Annotated in this window: 20 protein-coding genes; 12 read left to right on the top strand and 8 right to left on the bottom strand. The window is 59.9% G+C overall.

The features are described from left to right. Positions 1–46 precede the first annotated feature (46 nt). The 4 genes from dddP (at position 47) to AC5STI_RS18815 (ending at position 5,693) form a co-directional block, all read left to right on the top strand. Positions 47–1,384 carry a dimethylsulfonioproprionate lyase DddP gene (gene dddP, locus AC5STI_RS18830; protein WP_495447966.1) on the top strand — a complete coding sequence of 446 codons (1,338 nt, stop codon included), beginning with the start codon at positions 47–49 and terminating at the stop codon, positions 1,382–1,384. Between the two features lie 94 nt (positions 1,385–1,478). After that, positions 1,479–3,149: a BCCT family transporter gene (locus AC5STI_RS18825; RefSeq protein ID WP_495447815.1), complete on the top strand. Its 1,671-nt coding sequence runs from the start codon at positions 1,479–1,481 to the stop codon at positions 3,147–3,149. 1,146 nt (positions 3,150–4,295) lie between these two features. Then, positions 4,296–4,583 (top strand): plasmid mobilization protein, encoded by a 288-nt coding sequence (locus tag AC5STI_RS18820; RefSeq protein ID WP_495447814.1) that lies wholly within the window; start codon positions 4,296–4,298, stop codon positions 4,581–4,583. 816 nt (positions 4,584–5,399) lie between these two features. Further along, positions 5,400–5,693 carry a hypothetical protein gene (locus AC5STI_RS18815; protein WP_222481241.1) on the top strand — a complete coding sequence of 98 codons (294 nt, stop codon included), beginning with the start codon at positions 5,400–5,402 and terminating at the stop codon, positions 5,691–5,693. 477 nt (positions 5,694–6,170) lie between these two features. On the opposite strand, the gene AC5STI_RS18810 is transcribed toward AC5STI_RS18815, so the two are convergent. The 3 genes from AC5STI_RS18810 to betI form a co-directional block, all read right to left on the bottom strand. Then, the gene (locus AC5STI_RS18810; RefSeq protein WP_291733796.1) at positions 6,171–6,527 is read right to left on the bottom strand and encodes a GFA family protein; all 357 of its coding nucleotides are present in this window, start codon (positions 6,525–6,527) and stop codon (positions 6,171–6,173) included. A 446-nt stretch (positions 6,528–6,973) separates the two neighbouring features. After that, a complete protein-coding gene (locus tag AC5STI_RS18805; RefSeq protein WP_495447965.1) occupies positions 6,974–7,201 on the bottom strand; it encodes a transposase in 228 nt (75 codons plus the stop codon). Positions 7,202–7,671: 470 nt separating this feature from the next. After that, positions 7,672–8,313 carry a transcriptional regulator BetI gene (gene betI / locus AC5STI_RS18800; protein WP_495447813.1) on the bottom strand — a complete coding sequence of 214 codons (642 nt, stop codon included), beginning with the start codon at positions 8,311–8,313 and terminating at the stop codon, positions 7,672–7,674. A 109-nt stretch (positions 8,314–8,422) separates the two neighbouring features. Between betI and choX the strand changes: the two genes are divergently transcribed. From choX to AC5STI_RS18765, 7 genes are all read left to right on the top strand, one after another. Further along, on the top strand, positions 8,423–9,349 hold the full coding sequence (gene choX / locus AC5STI_RS18795; RefSeq protein ID WP_495447812.1) for a choline ABC transporter substrate-binding protein: 927 nt from the start codon (positions 8,423–8,425) through the stop codon (positions 9,347–9,349). After that, positions 9,346–10,287: an alpha/beta fold hydrolase gene (locus tag AC5STI_RS18790; protein WP_495447811.1), complete on the top strand. Its 942-nt coding sequence runs from the start codon at positions 9,346–9,348 to the stop codon at positions 10,285–10,287. The genes choX and AC5STI_RS18790 overlap by 4 nt, the downstream gene beginning before the upstream one ends. Beyond that, the gene (gene choW, locus AC5STI_RS18785) at positions 10,274–11,107 is read left to right on the top strand and encodes a choline ABC transporter permease subunit (protein ID WP_226431553.1); all 834 of its coding nucleotides are present in this window, start codon (positions 10,274–10,276) and stop codon (positions 11,105–11,107) included. The genes AC5STI_RS18790 and choW overlap by 14 nt, the downstream gene beginning before the upstream one ends. A 1-nt stretch (position 11,108) precedes the next feature. Beyond that, the gene (gene choV, locus AC5STI_RS18780; protein ID WP_495447810.1) at positions 11,109–12,140 is read left to right on the top strand and encodes a choline ABC transporter ATP-binding protein; all 1,032 of its coding nucleotides are present in this window, start codon (positions 11,109–11,111) and stop codon (positions 12,138–12,140) included. A gap of 125 nt (positions 12,141–12,265) precedes the next feature. Then, positions 12,266–12,730 (top strand): MarR family winged helix-turn-helix transcriptional regulator, encoded by a 465-nt coding sequence (locus AC5STI_RS18775; RefSeq protein WP_495447809.1) that lies wholly within the window; start codon positions 12,266–12,268, stop codon positions 12,728–12,730. Beyond that, positions 12,723–13,097, top strand: coding sequence for a hypothetical protein (locus AC5STI_RS18770; RefSeq protein ID WP_495447808.1), 375 nt, complete (start codon positions 12,723–12,725; stop codon positions 13,095–13,097). The genes AC5STI_RS18775 and AC5STI_RS18770 overlap by 8 nt, the downstream gene beginning before the upstream one ends. A gap of 59 nt (positions 13,098–13,156) precedes the next feature. Beyond that, on the top strand, positions 13,157–13,477 hold the full coding sequence (locus AC5STI_RS18765; RefSeq protein ID WP_495447807.1) for a monooxygenase: 321 nt from the start codon (positions 13,157–13,159) through the stop codon (positions 13,475–13,477). Positions 13,478–13,626: 149 nt separating this feature from the next. On the opposite strand, the gene AC5STI_RS18760 is transcribed toward AC5STI_RS18765, so the two are convergent. From AC5STI_RS18760 to AC5STI_RS18740, 5 genes are read right to left on the bottom strand one after another with little or no spacing between them, the layout of a single operon-like run. Beyond that, positions 13,627–14,079: an SgcJ/EcaC family oxidoreductase gene (locus AC5STI_RS18760; protein ID WP_495447806.1), complete on the bottom strand. Its 453-nt coding sequence runs from the start codon at positions 14,077–14,079 to the stop codon at positions 13,627–13,629. Then, on the bottom strand, positions 14,072–14,647 hold the full coding sequence (locus AC5STI_RS18755) for a hemerythrin domain-containing protein (RefSeq protein WP_495447805.1): 576 nt from the start codon (positions 14,645–14,647) through the stop codon (positions 14,072–14,074). Before AC5STI_RS18755 ends, AC5STI_RS18760 begins: the two co-directional genes overlap by 8 nt. A 2-nt stretch (positions 14,648–14,649) precedes the next feature. Next, positions 14,650–15,264: a glutathione S-transferase family protein gene (locus AC5STI_RS18750; protein ID WP_495447804.1), complete on the bottom strand. Its 615-nt coding sequence runs from the start codon at positions 15,262–15,264 to the stop codon at positions 14,650–14,652. Between the two features lie 26 nt (positions 15,265–15,290). Further along, positions 15,291–16,127: a hypothetical protein gene (locus tag AC5STI_RS18745; RefSeq protein ID WP_495447803.1), complete on the bottom strand. Its 837-nt coding sequence runs from the start codon at positions 16,125–16,127 to the stop codon at positions 15,291–15,293. 7 nt (positions 16,128–16,134) lie between these two features. Continuing rightward, positions 16,135–17,376, bottom strand: a complete 1,242-nt coding sequence (locus AC5STI_RS18740) for a hypothetical protein (protein WP_495447802.1) — start codon at positions 17,374–17,376, stop codon at positions 16,135–16,137. A gap of 242 nt (positions 17,377–17,618) precedes the next feature. Between AC5STI_RS18740 and AC5STI_RS18735 the strand changes: the two genes are divergently transcribed. Then, positions 17,619–17,981, top strand: coding sequence for a winged helix-turn-helix transcriptional regulator (locus tag AC5STI_RS18735; RefSeq protein ID WP_226430787.1), 363 nt, complete (start codon positions 17,619–17,621; stop codon positions 17,979–17,981). Positions 17,982–18,169: the final 188 nt, after the last annotated feature.

Raw genomic sequence — 18,169 nt, 5'->3', positions numbered from 1 at the left:
GGGCATGTTTTCGCATGTCTCCAAGCTTCTGAAAGGGATGCACAGAATGAACTCGCATTACAGGGATCACCGGAAGATCGACCCAAGCCAGGGCGCACGCCTTGGCGACGGGACGGAAAATGACGGCAACCGGGTCGAGATCGGACCAACCGCGCTCGCCCATGCCGAATGGCGCGAGGCGGGTCTGGAACTGCCCGACCTGGCCGAGATGCGCAAAGCCCGCCATAAGCGCCTGACCGACGCCATCGTCGCGCGCGGCTATGGCGGCCTTCTGATGTTCGACCCTTTGAACATCCGCTACGCAACCGACACGACGAACATGCAATTGTGGAACACCCACAACCCGTTCCGGGCCTGCCTGCTCTGCGCCGACGGTTACATGGTTATCTGGGACTACAAGAACGCGCCGTTCCTGGCCGAGTATAATCCGCTTGTCCGCGAGAGCCGGTCCGGCGCGGACATGTTCTATTTCGCACGCGGCGACCGGATCGGCCCGGCGGCCGACGCCTTCGCCGCCGAGGTGGCGGACCTGCTTGCCACCCACGCACCGGGCCATACTCAGATCGGCATCGACAAGATCCAGCCTGCCGGATTGGACGCGATCCGCCGCGCGGGGCTGGAGTATCGCGACGGCGAGGAAGTCACCGAACGCACGCGGGGAATCAAGACCGAGCACGAGCTGCGCGCCATGCGCTGCGCCATCCATTCCTGCGAACGCGCCATGGCCGCAATGGAAGACTTCGCGCGCACCGAGATTCCGAACGGCGGGGTGACTGAAGACGACGTCTGGGCCGTTCTGCATGCCGAAAACATCAAACGTGGCGGCGAATGGATCGAAACACGGCTGCTCACCTCGGGGCCGCGCACAAACCCCTGGTTCCAGGAATGCGGGCCTCGGGTCATCTCCGAGAATGAGATCCTCGCTTTCGATACTGATCTGATCGGACCTTACGGCATCTGCGCTGACCTCAGCCGCACATGGTGGATCGGCGACGACCTGGCGCCGGCCCATATGCGCGAGAGCTATGCCGAGGCCGTCGAACACATCCGCTACAACACGGCGCTCCTGCAGCCTGGCCTCCACATGGAGGACCTGACCCGCTCATTGCATGTGCTGCAGGACAAGTATCAGGCGCTCAAATACTCCTCGCCGATGCACGGGGTGGGGATGTGCGATGAGTGGCCTCTGATCGCCTATCCCGACCGTCTGGTGGAAGGTGCCTTCGACGCCGTTCTCGAGCCCGGCCTGACGCTGTGTGTCGAGGCGCTGGTGGGCGAGGTCGGCGGGGACCACATGGTCAAGCTGGAGGATCAGGGCGTGGTGACCGGCAGCGGGTTCGAGACGATCTCGACCTACCCGCTCGACGAGCGCCTGCTGGGCTGAACAAGCCAGCCAGCATTCGCAATACGCAATACCTGCCGGCAGACCGGAACCACGGTTTGCCGACGGGTCGGTTTTGACACATTGGGAGGAAAGTATGAAACCACCTTTAAATAAACTGGACATTCCGGTTTCGGAGAGCGGCTTTTACGCAGGGTTTTCGAAAGACGTGGCCGTTGGAGGCAAGCTGCTCGTGATGGCGCTGATCGTGTGGGCTGTTGCCTTTCCGGAGAGTGCCTCATCGGCGCTGGGATCCCTAAATACGCTCATTCTCGGGGTGTTTAACTACTGGTATATTTATGCCGTGGCCTTTTTCCTGATCCTCTGCCTGGTTCTGGCCCTTTTGCCCGCATCAGGCCGCTTGCGGCTGGGGCTGGACAACGAAAAGCCCGAATTCTCGAATTTCTCGTGGTTTTCCATGATGTTCAGCGCGGGTATCGGGATCGGGATGCTGACATTCGCGACCGCTGAACCGATTTACCATTTTCAGAATAACCCGAACGTGATCATGGGCGACGTCGCCGGGACTTCGGCTGACGCCGTGCGCTCTGCCTATATCTGGTCCTTCACGCACTGGGGCCTTTCGGCGTGGGGCGCATATGCGATCGCGGGGCTGGCGTTTGCTTATTTTTCCTACCGCCGCAATCTGCCCCTGACTGTCCGCACCGCACTGATCCCGCTGTTCGGCAAATCGCTGTCGGGCCGGCTGGGCCATGTTGTCGACATCGTTTCGGTGGTCGCCATTGTTCTGGGCATTGCGCAGACACTCGGGTTCGGCGTGGAACAGTTCGTGGCCGGCTTGGCACGCATTGGTGTCGGTGACTGGTTGCTGGTGGCCGACGGAAACGGCGGTCAGAAAGCCTCCTTCGCTGCAATTTTGTTCGCCCTTCTGGTCATTGTCGGCGCTTCTACGCTGTCGGCGCTGTCCGGCGTCGGGCGCGGGATCAAATGGCTGTCGAACTTGAATATGGGACTGAGCTTCTTCCTGTTGGCGTTCTTCCTGATCTTCGGATCCACGATGTTCGCTCTCGAAGTGTTTTTCGTCGGCATCTGGGATTACCTGCTCGCGCTGCCGGAAATCAGTTTCACCGTGTGGTCTGATGATGGCACCGAGAAGGGTACGGCTCTGGCCGGATGGCAAGGCGGCTGGACCGTGTTCTATTGGGCCTGGTGGATTGCCGTGACGCCGTTTGTCGGCCTGTTCCTGGCCCGGATTTCACGCGGTAGAACAGTGCGTGAATTCATTCTTGGCGCGATGATCATTCCGTCGATCATGTGCTTTATCTGGTTTGCCTTTATCGGTGGAACGGCCATTAATCTGGAACTGAACGGCGCGGCCGAAAACGCGATCCTGGGCGTTGGGATTTCCGATCAGCTCTATGCCACACTTGCGGTCCTGCTCAGCGACGGGCTGACCTGGGTTTTCTCGGTTATCGTCGTCGTATTGCTGCTGACCTATCTGGTGACATCCGCGGACTCGGCTGTGTTGATCATCAACACCATCAACGCGGCCGGTGACGATGGTCCAAAGGCGCGCCCCCATATCATCTTTTGGGGTATTGCGCTGGCATTGGTCGTTGGCGCCCTGCTCGTTGTCGGTGGCCTGAAAGCCATTCAAACCGCGATGGTCATCGCCGCGTTGCCGTTCAGCTTTGCGATGGTGCTGATGGGCTTTGCACTGATCAAGGCGATCATCAACGATAGCCGCCGGAACGCGGCAGGAGTCGCATCGACAGTGGATGATGAGGATCCGTTACCGGCTGAGTAACGGCACACAATACTCCCGGAGCGCCCGCATGACCTGTTGCGGGCGCTCTTTCTGCAATCAATCTGGGGAGGGCTTTGTCAGGTTCTCTGCTCGATGAAGGCGGATTTTTGCCCCGACAGCCGCACACCAGGTCCGCACGCATTGGCAACAAACTCCGGCCCATAGCACGTCGGGAAGATTAGCCGCTGAGAGGCTATGGCCACGCGCGCAGCCCTCAAATCGCGCAGCGGGTGGCCATAACCGGGTCTCAGGTCTCAACAGTGGTTTTGCGTAAACCACACCGCTGAGGAGGCCGGGTATGACCGCCACTTATTCTACTGCGCCGACCTTACTGGTCGCCATCGACATTTCCAAACACCGCCACGACGTTCTGATCGGTGATCCCGGCAAGAAGCGCCGCCACAGCCGCTCGATCCAATTGAAACTGACCTGCCAGACTGGATCTCGCAGCAGCACGGCGCCCCCCCGATATCGGTAGCTGCCATCTTGCCGGACCAGCTCGGTCATTTCAGCAACCAGTCGGCCCTGGTTTTCCCGGCCCCTTGGACGATGCCGCTGCGCCACCGGCGGGCACATGTTGAGCGCTTGATGCGGACGTGTGTGGTTGTATTGCCTGACGCATCATTCAATGACGATCTGCGCCTGTTTTGTGATCTTCAACCGTTCGGCATTGGGCATCTCACGGCGAAGCGTTCCATTGAAACGTTCGCTGTATTCGTTCTCCTAGGGTGATCCCGGAAAGATCCGAATTGGGGTCACACCGACCTTCTCGAGCCAGCTCCGGGTTGCCTGGGATGCAAACTTCGGGCCGCAGCCGGTTTCGAGGGTGTACTGTGACCAGATGCGGAAGCGCATAATTGTCCCGGTTGCGTCAGGCGTATTATCGAGCCCAGGATTTCTCCCGTGCGTTAGGACCTAAGCACCAGGGCCCTATTTCTCCGCGCTGAATGCCAGCTGGCCGCATCGGCAAGGAGCACGGCGCAGAAACATTTGAATGGGGTTTTCCACATTCCCGTTGTCTCCGGCCATCCCGATTTTCGCCTTCCTGGCCTATATTTGTCCAGATATCGGAGATCAGCAGGACAGGGCCTGAACACGCGTTTGCGCGAACGGGAAAGGCTTGCCCCAGGAACAGAAGGACAGGTCATGACCGAACGCAGGACCCACATGGTCAAGTTCCGCTTAAGCGAGACTGAGAATCAGCAGCTGGAACAGCTTGCCAGGCAGAGCGGCTTTGCAACAAAAGCAGGTTATCTGCGCCATGCAGCGCTGGAGGCAGGCGGTGGTGATGCGGCCCTTGCAGAGGAGATCGGAAAACTCGGTCTGGCGGTCAACGCCCTGCACGGCCGTGTGCCCGCCTCCCGGATCGGCCGTCTCGCCGAAGCGGTCTGCCAGCTGGCCGAGGCTTTGGCCATGCGCGGGGCGGCACGCTGATGCGCCCATACGTGACCTTCCACAAAACCGCCCAAGCCGCCGTCGCTTACATTTTCGACGATGGCGCGGAAATTATTGGCGGCACGATCCCGGTTCTGCCCCGGCGTCGGCTTAGTCAGTATCTCGAACATCTCGCGGCGGGTCATGACATCATTCATATGACGCTGTCCTTGCCCGAAGGCTTGCGCGCAAGCAGCGGCCAATGGACCCGGATTTTCCTGACGGCGCTGCGCGAAACAGGTTTCCCGGAATTCGCAACCCCATGGCTGGCCGCGCGCCACCCCGGCAAAAGTTGCGACCATGTCCATTCGGCCATCGTATCCAGGACCTTTTCAGGGTGGGTGGTGAGGCCCCGGGTATCCCGAAGAAACACCGACCGGGTGCATGGGATGCTGGCGCGACATCTGGGCCTCGAAAGGCCTGTATATTTCGACCCGAAGATCCCCGACCTGACCCCGCCAGTGCCGCAGCGCAACCTGACCACCGACCTCCGCCGCCAGTTACATACCGACCTCGGCTCAGTGTTCCGGCACCAGCAGCCACGGTCCCTCCCCGAGCTCGACGCCGCCATGGGTCTTGCCCCCGGTGAGTTTCGGCGCACCCGGATCCTAAACACGCACAGGACCAAAAGCGATCTCTGGGTGAATGGTGCAGGCAGCGTGCTAGGCGGAAATCTCGGTCCGGCTTGGGAACCACGGCACCTGCGCAGCCGCCTCGAATTCGCCCGCAAATTGGACGAAGCACGAAGGTTTCTGGAAGCCGCTAGTTTTTTCAATGCCCTTAACCAATACAGACCCGAATTCACGGAGTTCATACATGACCACATCCGTACCGAAAACGCTTCACCTGCCCCAGGACCATCAGGTGCTTCTCGACCAATTGATCCGGAACGAGGAACACATCAGAGTGTTGCACCCACTACTCGCGCTTCTGGAAACGCCCGAGCGGGACTCCAAGACCCTGGCGCAAGGGCTTCTGTCAGCGCTTCTCCAGATCTCCGAGGACCTGCGCCTTGGCCGTCAGCAGCAGGAAGCCAACCAGCAGCAGATGGCCGCCCTCGAAAGAAAGCTCGACAGCGTGCTGACCATCCTGAACCTGCCCCTGGAGTGACGTTTGGCATCCTCTTGCGGCATGTCGTCGCCTGCATCGGCGCAGGTCGCGGTTCTTGGCAGATTGCCCGCCAGGACGGGGAATTTCCGCTGCGCATCATGTTCGGCGATGGCAGCTTTGCCGCCGCCGGACCCCGCAGGGCTCTCGTGCGCGGCCCAGGAGGTGAGGCTGAGCAATTCTGCTGGTCCTATGCCCCCTTGCTTGCGCCTTCCCTTGGGATCCCAGTCCCGGAGGAGTACAGCGGCCCGTCGCTCGAGTGATCGGACGCCAGCCGGAGGATTGGAAGCTGCTTTTAGGCTGCAGCCGACGCGGAGGGAAAGCCGCGATTAGAGCGGTCTCCGCAACAGATCAATATCGGATTTTGCTTTCATAAGTTTCCTGCGGCCAACAGCCTGCTGGACCCGCGCTGCCGGGGGCTGGGAAGGACTTTCATATGTGAAATTCTGTCAATGGCCGAGGAGTTAGATTTGACTGTCCTCAGTCGAGGGATTGTCCATCGTAAATGATCTCGGGAAGGCGCAGAGCATTGATACCATCGACGCAGCCAAGGTTAATTCGGTAGTGGCCCGGATTTAGGCGAGTTTCGACGAATGTCTGAATACCACATTGGCTGCAAAAGTGATGGCGGGCTGTCATCGAGCCAAATTGGTATGTTGATAGGGCATCCCCCTTCGCTGAGATTTCAATGTCTTCCGGCGCTATCGCCGTCATCGACATGGATATGCCTTTACGGGCGCAGATGGAGCAGTCGCATCGCATGGCCTGCTCTATCTCGGGTGCAGAGAACGTGAACTTCACTGCACCACAGTGGCAACTTCCGGTGTATCTGATCATCTGTGCCCCTTATGTTTGCTTCCTAACGAGGCTACATTATTTGGGTCTTAACACTTTCACCGGCCGCGACATGCTTAGTCGGCTTTGGTCAACTCCGACCTATACTGACGAAGGTCTTGCATCGCCGGTTTGTAAGCTAAACCAATACTGTATACCGACCTTGCGTAAGTCTTTTCTTATTCGTGCCTGTCTGGATGCAGGATCACCAAGTACCGTTTTCGGCGCGCACCGGTTGATTAGGGTGCCGCCCTTTTTGTTGTCGGCTATCCCGACCGAGCCCCGCACGCGGCGCCCTCGACTGGAAATGGTGGTGTTTCCATCGCCGTGCGCCAGAGCTGGATCGCGAGCTTGCGAGCGACGGCGACAATGGCACTTTACCCGATCCCATGCTTCGCAAAATAGTGATTGTAGATGGCCTTTGCCTCTGGATCGTGCCAGGTCCATTGTCATGCCGCTTCGACCAATATGCCGCGCAAGCGTTTCTGCCTGACCGGGCGTGGCTTTGCTCTTGTAGGGCTTCTGCCGCTCGACCTGACGACGGGGGCAAGACCGAGATAGGATGTGACTTCCTCCGGTCTGTTGAACCGTTCGGGTAAGAACAGCTCTGCAGGAAAATGCGCCGCCGCCGTTTCGCCTACGCCGATGACCGAAGTGAGGTGCTTGAACCAAAGCAGCCATCCGCCAGGCGGCGGCGGTCCTGGCTAATGCTGCCTCCTGCAACGTTGGCAGCGAAGCGCAGACAGCGACCTTTGCACAGTCGTGGCTCCTCGGGCAGGGCAATAGGCACGACCGGCCCAAAGCCGACCTTGAGCACCGTTTTCAAATGCTGCGGCCGCAGCCCGCATTCCAGACTTTTGCTGCAACCGCAATATCGCAATCAGTTTGGAGGTCGGGACCGCGGGACGGAGCTGACTTTCGCTGCAAGTGCAGCTGATGCAGCCCTTAGTGCCGGGTTTGCTGCAGGTTTTTTGGACGCCAGCAGAAGATTCATCTCGGCGCACGCGCAGGCCTGCCAAATCTTCTGCAGTGCGTCCCGATCCTCCGGACCAAAGGGACCCGGTGCCTAACTTCTCTGTGCAAACTGACAAGGTGGCGGCTCCCGCTCCAAAGATCCCAAACGGGGGAATTTTGCCAGTAAGCGGGTTCAGCCCGGGTTCAGGATCGACTGTATCTCATCTATACGGGCCTTGGCAGCCAATCTTTCGGGGTTGTTGGGGAACAGGGACTCCATAAGCAGTTCCATTTGCTGGAGGGCGGTGTCACGGCCGATGCCGCCTTCGTGCAGGCCGCACCGCAGCCAAAGTCCGTCGATCATGACCGAAATCGCCAAGGCGACCTCCTCTGCCCGTTCCCGGTCTGCCAGCTGTTCCAGCGCATGCATCAGGTTTGAGCGCATCCGCTGGTGAATGGCGGTCTGTATCCTCTGGTAGCTCGGATTGTACGGGATCTCCGCGAGCAGGGAGAGCCAGGCATGCGCAATCTTGGGAGTGAAAAACTGGCGCGAGAAGTTGGCTTCGATCACTGAATAGACCCTTTCCCAAGGCGTGTTTGAGCGAATCAAGAGCGCGCTGACTTCGCGGGCCAGGTCCGCATTGCCGTAGCGCAGGGCCATTTCCAGCAACCGGGCCTTGTTTCCGAAATAGTGCAGGACGTTGGTCTTGGAGACGCCTGCGCGTTTGGCGACCTTCTCCACGGTGGTTCCGGAAAGCCCTTCTTCACTAAGGGTTTCGAAGGCAGCCTTGGAATATTCCTCAGTCCGTAGCCTCCACAGTTTGTTCCGCTTCATCCGTCTCTCCCAGAGCTGGCCGGAGTAAATATTTCGTTGACTCGAGTGTCAATGTGTACCTATCAGACTATTTATAGACCAGTCAGTCTATGAAAACTGGGAGGAAAAAATGAAGGCATTCTCGATTTCAGCTGCCCTTGGCATTTCGCTTCTGGGGGCGGGTTTGGCTGAAGCATCCTGCGAAAAAGTCCGGATGGCGGAGCCGGGCTGGACGGACCTGGCGCTCACTTCAGGTGTGGCATCCGTGCTGCTGAAGGGGCTGGGGTATGAGGCGGAAACAAAGGTGCTCGGCACCACGGTCACCTATGAGGCGATGGTCAACGGCGATCTGGATCTGTTCCTGGGATACTGGGACCCTGCCATGGCAACCTATTTTGCGCCCTATATCGAGGGCGATGCCATCGAGACGGTGAACCAGAACCTGGAAGGGGCGAAATACACCTTTGCCGTGCCGAAGTACGTGTATGAGGCGGGCGTCACCAGCTTTGCCGACTTGGCCGCCCACTCAGAAAAGTTCGGCAGCCGCTTCTACGGCATCGAACCCGGCTCAAACACGCAGATGATGGATATCATCGACACGAATGCCTTCGGTCTGGGCAGCTGGAACGTTGTAGAAAGCTCGGAGCAGGGCATGCTGGCGCAGGTGCGCAGGGCCGTATCGCGGGAGGATTGGGTCGTGTTCCTCGGGTGGGCCCCGCATCCGATGAATGTGGAATTCGACATCGAGTACCTGAGCGGCGGCGACGACTATTTCGGTCCGGACTTCGGGGCCGCGACAGTACATACCCAGACCCGCGCGGGCTATACCGAGGAATGCCCGAACATCGGGCGCCTGATCGCCCAGCTGGACTTTACCGTGCCGATGGAAAGCGAGGGCATGGGGTACATCATCAACGATGGCGAAGATCCCGAAGAGGCTGCGATGCGGCTGATCAAACAGCACCCGGGCATGCTGGACGGTTGGCTGGACGGAGTGTCCACCCTTGCAGGCGGCCCGGGACTGCCCGCAGTCCGCGCATATGCCGGGCTGGAATGACCATCATGGAGTGGCTCATTCCTCACACCGCCAAGGCAAATGGCCAGCCGGTGCAGCTCGGCTACTGGGAGGCCGGTGTTCCGGCTGCCCATCCCGTTGTCCTCTTGGTCGGGCTAGGCATGCAGGCGATCGAGTGGCCCGCGGATTTTATCCGGCAGCTGTCGGAAACCCGCCGGGTCATCTGCATTGACAACCGCGATGCTGGAAAGTCGCCGCGCTGCGGTGAAGACAGCGAGCCGCTTGCTGCCGGGATCTGGATGCAGGGCGATACCGCGGCCGCCCAGGATCTGGCCTCGTATTCCCTTTTTGACATGCGGGATGATGTCCTGGCGCTGCTGGACCGCCTGCAGGTCGGCACCTTCGACATCATCGGGTTCTCCATGGGCGGCATGATCAGCCAGCTGGTTGCTGCCGCCGCGGGCCCGCGGGCCGGACGCTTTGTGCAGCTGGCCAGCAACGACGGAACCGCCGAAGTCGATGGCGACGCGGATTCCAAGTGCCGGATGGCGCGTCTGTTCACCCGGCCTTCGGATCCGGAACTGATCCGGACATACCTGCTGGAAGACGCTTTGGCCTATGGCGCGGGCCGCCTCACCGACACGCCGGAGCTTCGGAGCGAAGTCAACGCTGCTTTCTCCGCGGGGTATTCTTGCGGCGGCGCAGCCCGCCACGCACTTGCGGTTCTGACCACACCGGACCGGCGGCCGCTGCTCAAGTTAATCCAAAGCCGGACATTGGTTCTGCACGGCGACCGCGACAGCTGCATTTCCCCGCAACGGGGCGCGGCAGCGGCCGCGCTGATCCCTGATGCGCGCTTCGAACTGCTGCCGGGCGTCGGGCATGTTCTGGATCCTATGATGTGCGATGCCGCCCTCAACTGGCTGGAGCCGACTGCAGGCACAAGGACAAGAATTGGAGAAAGCCATGGAGTGGCTTGAAACACATAAGATCCCGGTCGGCCATTGGGCAAAGCTGATGGTCGACTGGCTGACCGGCAACATGGCCTGGTTCTTTGACGGGCTGTCAGAGGTGATCGGAGCCATCGTCGCAGGCACTCTTTGGCTGCTGCAAATGCCGCATCCGCTGGTGCTGGTCGGCCTGGTTTCAGGGCTGGCCTGGTATTTGCATCGCTCGCTGGCCTTGACTGCCTTTGCGGCACTCGGCCTGCTTCTGGTCATCAACCAAGGGTACTGGATCGAGACCACCGAAACACTGTCTCTGGTGCTCGCGGCAACTACTATGTCGATGCTGATCGGCGTGCCTGTCGGGGTTCTGGCTGCCGGGCGGCCCTGGCTCTACCGGCTTCTGCAGCCGCTTCTGGATCTGATGCAGACGATCCCCACCTTCGTCTACCTGATCCCGGCGCTGGTGTTGTTCGGCCTTGGCGCGGTTCCGGCCCTGATCGCAACCGTCGTGTTTGCCGTCCCCGCCCCGATCCGGCTGACTTACCTTGGCATCTCCTCAACGCCGCATGCGCTTGTGGAAACTGCGGATGCCTTTGGCGCCACCCCGGCGATGGTGCTGTGGAAGGTGAAGCTGCCCTGGGCCATGCCTCAGATCCTGGCCGGGTTGACCCAGACCATCATGCTGTCGCTGTCGATGGTCGTTGTGGCCGCGCTTGTCGGCGCCAGCGGGCTGGGCGTTCCCACCCTGCGCGCGCTCAACCAGGTCAATGTCGGCAAGGGCTTCGAAGTTGGCATTGTCATTGTTATCGTTGCGATCCTTCTGGACCGCCTGCTGAAAGCCGGGAGGAGCTGATATGGAACAGCCGGTCATCAAGTTCGAAAACGCCAGCATCGTGTTCGGCGACAATCCGAAGTCCGCCCTGCCGCTGATGGACGCGGGCCTGAGCCGGGAAGAGGTCCGGGCCGAAAGCGGGCAGATTCTGGGGGTCCACAACTGTTCGCTCGAGGTGCAGGAAGGTGAGATCGTGGTGCTTATGGGCCTGTCCGGTTCCGGCAAATCAACCCTGCTGCGCGCCTCCAACAGGCTCAATCCGCTGGTTGCCGGCACCGTGCATCTGCGCAGCAAGAGCGGGCTTGTCGACCTCGCCGCCGCCTCTGCCGCAGAATTGCGGAGCCTCCGCCGCCATGACGTGTCGATGGTGTTTCAGCAGTTTGGCCTGCTGCCCTGGCGCAGCGTGCTGGAAAACGCGGCCTTCGGGCTGGAGGCTGCCGGTGTGCCACGGGAGGAGCGGCTTCAGCGGGCCATGCGGCAGCTGGAGAAGGTGCATCTTGGGCAATGGGCCAACACCAATGTCTCTGAGCTTTCGGGCGGTATGCAGCAGCGGGTGGGCTTGGCCCGCGCCTTTGCCACCGACGCGCCGCTGCTGCTGATGGATGAGCCGTTCTCGGCGCTGGACCCGCTGATCCGCAACGAGCTGCAGGACGAACTGCTGGAGCTTCAAGCGGACCTGAAGAAGACGATCCTTTTCGTCAGCCACGATCTGGACGAGGCGATCAAACTTGGCAACCGGATTGCGATCATGGAAGGCGGCCGCATCGTGCAGCTGGGCACACCGCAGGAAATCGTGCTGAAGCCGGCCACGGACTATGTGCGGAACTTCGTGTCACACATGAATCCGATGAATGTGCTTCATGCAGCCGAAATCATGAAGCCGGTCAACGGTACCATCCCCTCCGGCGCGCGCGTGCGCGATGCCGGCACGACGGTAAAGGACCTGATGCGGGCGCAGCTGAACGACGGCGGAGAGTACTTCGTGTCCAATGGCCGCGACATCATTGGCAGGCTGGATCATTCCGATATCTTCAAGGCACTGCTGCGCGAATAGCGCAGCAGGGTTTCCCGGCGCAAAACCAACTTATTACTTAGAAAAAACAAAGGTGTGGCGACCCGCTCCCATTTTCCTTAAAGGCGCAGCTTGAAGTACCCCTACATAGGGGTAAATACCAAAGCATGAAACGAAACACACATGACCGCGAAAACATGGCCCTGGTTCTGGCCCTCCTGCGCAGTGCCCAGCAGTTCCATCGGGCGATCGGCCCGGTGTTCCGGGCCGCAGGCCTGACCGCGTCGCAATGGGACGTGCTGGAAACCCTCAGCAACAAGGGCCCGATGACCGTGAATGCGCTGCTGGAACGGGCACTTGGAACCTCCGGCAACTTGGATGTGGTGATCAAGAACCTGATCCGCTCCGGGCTTGTCGAAAAAACGGTCAGCGATACGGACCGGCGCAGCCGCGTCCTGTCCCTGACAGCCGAAGGCAGGGCAAAGGTTGAAACCTTCCTGCCCACCCACAACGCCGCGCTGGCGGAGATCTTTGAAGGCCTGCCCGCCGACGGCAAGCGCCAGACCATCCGGAGGCTGAACCGGCTCCGCCGCAGCATGCGCCACACCCGAAAGGATCATACCGATGAGTAACCGCACCTTCCTGACAACGCACAGCGTGATCTACGCTTTCTTCGCGCTGGCGCTGTTCTTTGCACCCGGCCTGTTGTGGCCGAACTACGGCGTCGAGCTGAACGACCGCTACGCCTGGTTCCTGTCGCAGCACAACAGCATCTTTCTGGGCGGCATCGCGGTCATCAGCTTCCTGTTCCGTGATGCGCCCTCCGGCAGCGGCGAGAGCCGCAAGGTCCTGACCGGCCTGATGTGGACCAACCTGCTGGGCCTCGCTGTCACCTTCTACGCCGGTGCCGCAGGCATTTTCACCGGCTTCGGCTGGTCGGATCCGGCTTTCTTCGCCCTGCTCTCGGCTCTTTGCTTCCTGCAGCTCCGCAAGGGCTGACCCGCTACAACGCAAACACCGCAACACGTTTTCCCTCAACTCCTCAAAAGGACCCACGCATGAGCACTCAGAAAATCTGGGACATCCACCTCACCTATGATGGCCCCGTCACCGAAGAATTCCTCCAAGGCGCCAATCAGCTTGCCGAGAGCATTGCCCAGGAACCGGGCGTTGTCTGGAAAATCTGGACCCATGAGGCCGGCACCAATCACTTTGGCTCCACCTATCTGTTCAAGGATCTGGAGCATCTGGAGGCCTACAAGGCCATGCACATCCCCCGCCTGAACGCGATCGGCATCGAGGTCGTCAGCGACCACGTGTTCGACGTGATGGAAGAACTCAGCCAGATCAACCGCGCGCCAGTTGGGACAAGTTCGTAGACCGGTCCGCTGGTCCTGAGTGCCTCTCCTGACCGCAACAGGAGAGGCCTTCCAAATCCGGGTTCATTCTACAATTTCTTCCCGCCTGAGCCTCAGTTGCGGCAAATGGACCTTGGTTCCAGAGCTAGAACGAACAAGTGGGGTAGCCGCTATTCGCCATCCCGGTAGTTTACAGCAAATGCCGACCCGTCCTTGGCAGCAATGGTCTCCATGCCCGGTATGACGTCAGTGTTATGCGCAGCCAGGACGGTCCAGCCATTGGCCAGGCGCTGTGCAAAGAACACCATTATTGCAAAACGGTCCTCAAGGGTTTCACCTGCCTTGCCAATCTGCCCTGCTAGCTTCCAGCGGGTGTGAATGATCGCGGTGTCGCCGCCAACCCGCCGGACCTTGATACCCCGGGCAGTAATCTCTGAGTGCCGGAAAAACGTACTGAGCCCGTAGGCGTGCGCTTTTTCGATGTCGACGCGGTTGTGCCACCACAGGCCCACGACATTGACGAAATCAGCATCCTCAGCAAAGAGGGCAGCCAGGGCAACCGCATCCCTGGCGTTCCAGGCCTCGGCAAAAAGCCGGGGGATGTCATCCGGTGTTTCAGGCATAGGCATGCAGCACCGCCGGGATCAGGATATCTTCCTCGTCATAGGTATGCCGGTTCAGGATTTTGTTCAGAACTTTCGCCTGCTCCAGCGCTTTGCCGATTTGTGATTTTGAGGTTTCCCCGCCGCGAAGCAGGGCAAAGACCTGTTCCGACTGGTCCAGCGCCTGATCCAGGACCTGGTGGTCGTTTTCCAGGAGGTCTATGGCCGAAGCCAGCTGCGGGAAGCGCCCCAGGAACCCGGGCAGCACATTGCTGTCCTCGAAACTGTGATGGCCGTGAACATGCGAGACCAGATCAAGCCCCAGGCGGTTCATGCCGGTCAGGCCCATCAACTCCTGCGCGCTGCCTTCCGGCTCCCCCAATACGACTTCCAGCCCGCCGATCAGTCGGGCACTGGCCTCAGAGATCGAGGCGTGAAGGCGCTGAAGATGCGCGGGCCAACCAAGAAACCGGGTGTCATCGTCCCATGCCGAACGGTCCGCTGGAAACAGGCCTTGCAGCAGGTCCGGGCCAATCCGGCCGCGCGAGGCAATGTGGTAATCGGGGGCGTTGTAGTCGTAGTTGTGCATTGTCAGCTCAATCCCTGCGCCTTCATCGCAGTTTGCACGCCGCGGTCTTCCAGCATGGTTTCCATGAAGCGTTTCACCGGCGGGTAGTCCTGCCAGGGTTTCGGCGTGTGTGCCGTCCAGCGCACCATCGCAAAGGCGTAGGGGTCGGCAATCGTGCGCTTGCTGCCTGCAACATGCGGGCAGCCGTCCAGAAGTGTGCCGAGATGGTTCATTACCCGATCAATCCTGGCGAATGCCGCTTGCCGCACTTCATCCTGCGCACCCGTGGAACCGTTAACCGTATACCGGTCCGGCACAAAGAAGGGCCAGAATGCGGGATGGAAATCGCCTGTCAGAAAGGCCAGCGCCTCATCCAGCCCGAATTGGCTGAGCGGATCCTTGGCCACGCCCAGGGCGGCTTCCGGGTATTTGGTCTCGATATACTTCAGGATCGCATCTGCCTGCGTCATGATACGGAAGCCATCCTCCTTCAGCGCCGGGACCATGCCCAAAGGATTGATCTTGAGGTATTCCTCGGACCCGAGTTCAACCAGCTCTGCCTCGTAAGGCTTACCCGTCCACTCCAGGGCGATATGCGGAGCCAAGGCACAGGTGCCGGGTGCGTAGTAGAGTTTCATGACCAGTGTCCTTTCCAGTTTGCTCTTCAATTGTTGCGCGACTTGAAGGTGAGGCTTTCTGTCTTTTGTCCCGACTGGCTGTAGCCATCGCTGTCCAGCGGCCGGTCGAACAAGCCAGTCAGCCTGTTGCCAGCGATATCTTCCAGGGTGGTGTCCACCTCAATCCGGTAATCCGCGTTTGCCCAGGGGACGCGGGGTGTGAAGATCCACTCCTGCTCATCCGGCCCAAGGCGCAGCGAGCCGCCGAGCCTTGCACCGGCTTCATCGGTCACCCGCACCCTGTAGGCCAGGGAGACGTGATCCATCGGGCCATTCAGTGTCACCAGAAGCGGTTCAGCAGAATCCGCCATCGGCGCCTGCACCTGCCACTTCGCCAAATCAGGCGCCTCGAAATCCGCTTCGGCGGCAACGAAGGTCTTCTCATAGCTGCGCGTTAAAGTGCAGCCACTCCTGGTTTCCGCGCCGCTCCTGATTTGCAGCGTATAAGCCTTCCCCGGCTCCAGCGCCCGGCCCAGCGTATTGTGTGCTACCAGCCCGGTCTTCACCCGGCCCGGGTCAAACAGCACCGTCAACCTTCTGTCATCCGGCGACCAGAGATCGAATTTGTTCTCGATGAAGGCCCCTGGAACCACCTTGCCGTCTTCATCGAGCAGCACGACGGAGTCCCATATGCCCTTCCGTGCCATCGGTTCGGAGAAGTAGACATAGAAGCGCAGCAGGTTTTCGGGCAGCACATCAGCACTGGGGTAGACTTGGGTTACCTGGGCAGTATCTGACACGCTTTCCTCGCAGGCCTGTGCCGCTGAGCTGGCCGCAAGAAGCGCGGCCAGCCAGAGGGATGCAGCTTTCAGATTGCGGAGCATCTGCACGTTACCTCGCCAGATCAGCGTAGCCCGCGTCTGCCTTCAGCATGTTCTGGAAGTTGCGGAAAAACTCCTGCTCCTCCACATACTGATAGTCGGGGAAGTTGTATTCACTGACGAAATCGCTGAGCCGGAAGTAGGCGCCCTTGCGGAAGGAGACCAGGTCGACATCGCCGGTATCCAAATTGCGCTTGAGCGTGACCAGAAACTGCTCATCCTGGTCATCGGCCTGCAAAACTGCCCCCAGCGGGCGTGCGGCGGTTTTCACCCCTGCGTCACCCCAAAGCTCGGGGGACGACAGCCCTTCGCCTTTGCTGGCTTCGGCCAGGTCAGCCACCCGGATCAGATCGGCATCGCGTTCCTTGTTGATGACCAGCACATACTCTTCCGGCAGGAACTCCTCATTCGGAGCGGTGAAATGCAGCACCTCAAGCGGTGTATTGCCATAGCCGAGTTCGGCCACGGTTTTACCGGATACATGGGCACCATCAGCCAAATCACCAGAAGGGATCGTGACCAGTGGCGTACAGGTGTAGGCGGCAACAACAGTTTTCACGCCATCCAGATCAACCACGCTCATAGCCCGGATCGGCGCCCGGGTTTCAGTCTGATTGTGAACGGTATGGTAAATTTCGATGCTGGACGCGGAAGCAGAGTCTGTAAACGGGTACGGGATCTGCCGCAGGGTTGAGGCGAACTCTCCGGTCGACAGCCCGGCAGCGAACAGCGTGCCATCCTCGAAATCAAGATCCGTGACGGTGAAGGTGGCGGCCGGAATGTCGTGCCAGAAAGTGACGCTGTCATCGGGAGTACCGTTCAGTTCCACCGATGTGCCTTCCAGTGCAGTCAGATCCAGCGGTGTGATGGTGCCTTCCTGATCCACCCGCACAATCATCGGCGATTTGCTGTCGCCCGAGCGCAGGGACATCGAAATGTAGGTTTCCTTGGACACGGGATGCACGGCGATATCGTGATAGCTGATGCTGTACGGATCTGCGCCGGTCGAGGCCGCCAGCCGGGCGCCCAGGCCAATCAGGTTGTAACTGCGCGATTCCGCTGCCGGGACAGCTTCGGGCAGCGTGTAGGCAAAGATCTTTCCGCCGTCGGAGTCTGCCACAAACAGTGTTTTGCTGTCGGCAAATTCAAGCACGGTGGTGGACTGAGGCGTTTCAAGCGCGGCAGCGCCTGTTGCAAACGACAGGGACAGAATTCCTGCCGCCAGGGCGGGTGACGTGGATTTCAGTTTCATGGTGCCTCCAGGCAGGTCGTGGTTCGGCGGCTCCAAGACAGTTTCTGCTTTGCCGCCGTGCCCCAATTTAGCACCTATGGCCCAATGCGGTGAGTAGGAACACTTTGGATACTATTGAAGATGTCAGTTCGCCTTTGCACAGAGGCTGTTCATGACGCGGAACCCTGCGCCCGCCGAAAGGAGCAAGCCTTGGCAGGGCGGCGTATCCAAGGGTACATTTCTGGAGCGAGGAGCTGAATGGGATGCTTGAAGACCAGATGAAGGATGCAACAGAGGAAGATGCGGCCGCGCATGTATGCCCGGTCGAAACCGTCATCGAGATCATCGGCGGGAAGTGGAAGTGCCAGATCATTCACTTCCTGCTTGGCGGCACCCGGCGGTTCGGTGAAATCCGCCGTCAAATCCCCGACGTGTCTCAGCGAGTTCTGACCCGCAAACTTCGGGAACTGGAAGCGCATGGAATCGTCGTCCGTAAAGTTTATGCAGAGGTTCCGCCCCGCACGGAGTATTCCCTTACGCCGACCGGGCAGTCTCTTGAGCCCGTAATGCAGGAGCTAGACCGTTGGGCCCAGGCAAATCTGGGCAGTTCCGGTGGCGTAGTTTAGTTAGAATGAGCGATGGCGAAGCCGGGCACGCCTGTTGAATGCCGCACCGACTGGGCGAAGCAAAACAGTTTCGCCAGAGCAAAAAAAGATCTTGGAAGGCTGTCTAGAATTCGGTCCAACGCCCGAACTACCGCAACAGCCTTCACAAGGCCTGTTCAGTTCACTCCGCTGAAGCAATGTTCAAAAAC

The sequence above is a fragment of the Leisingera sp. CC-HEC096 genome (assembly GCF_059429235.1).
Note: the sequence above shows the minus strand (reverse complement) of the source record. Positions and strands in the feature narration are given on the sequence as shown.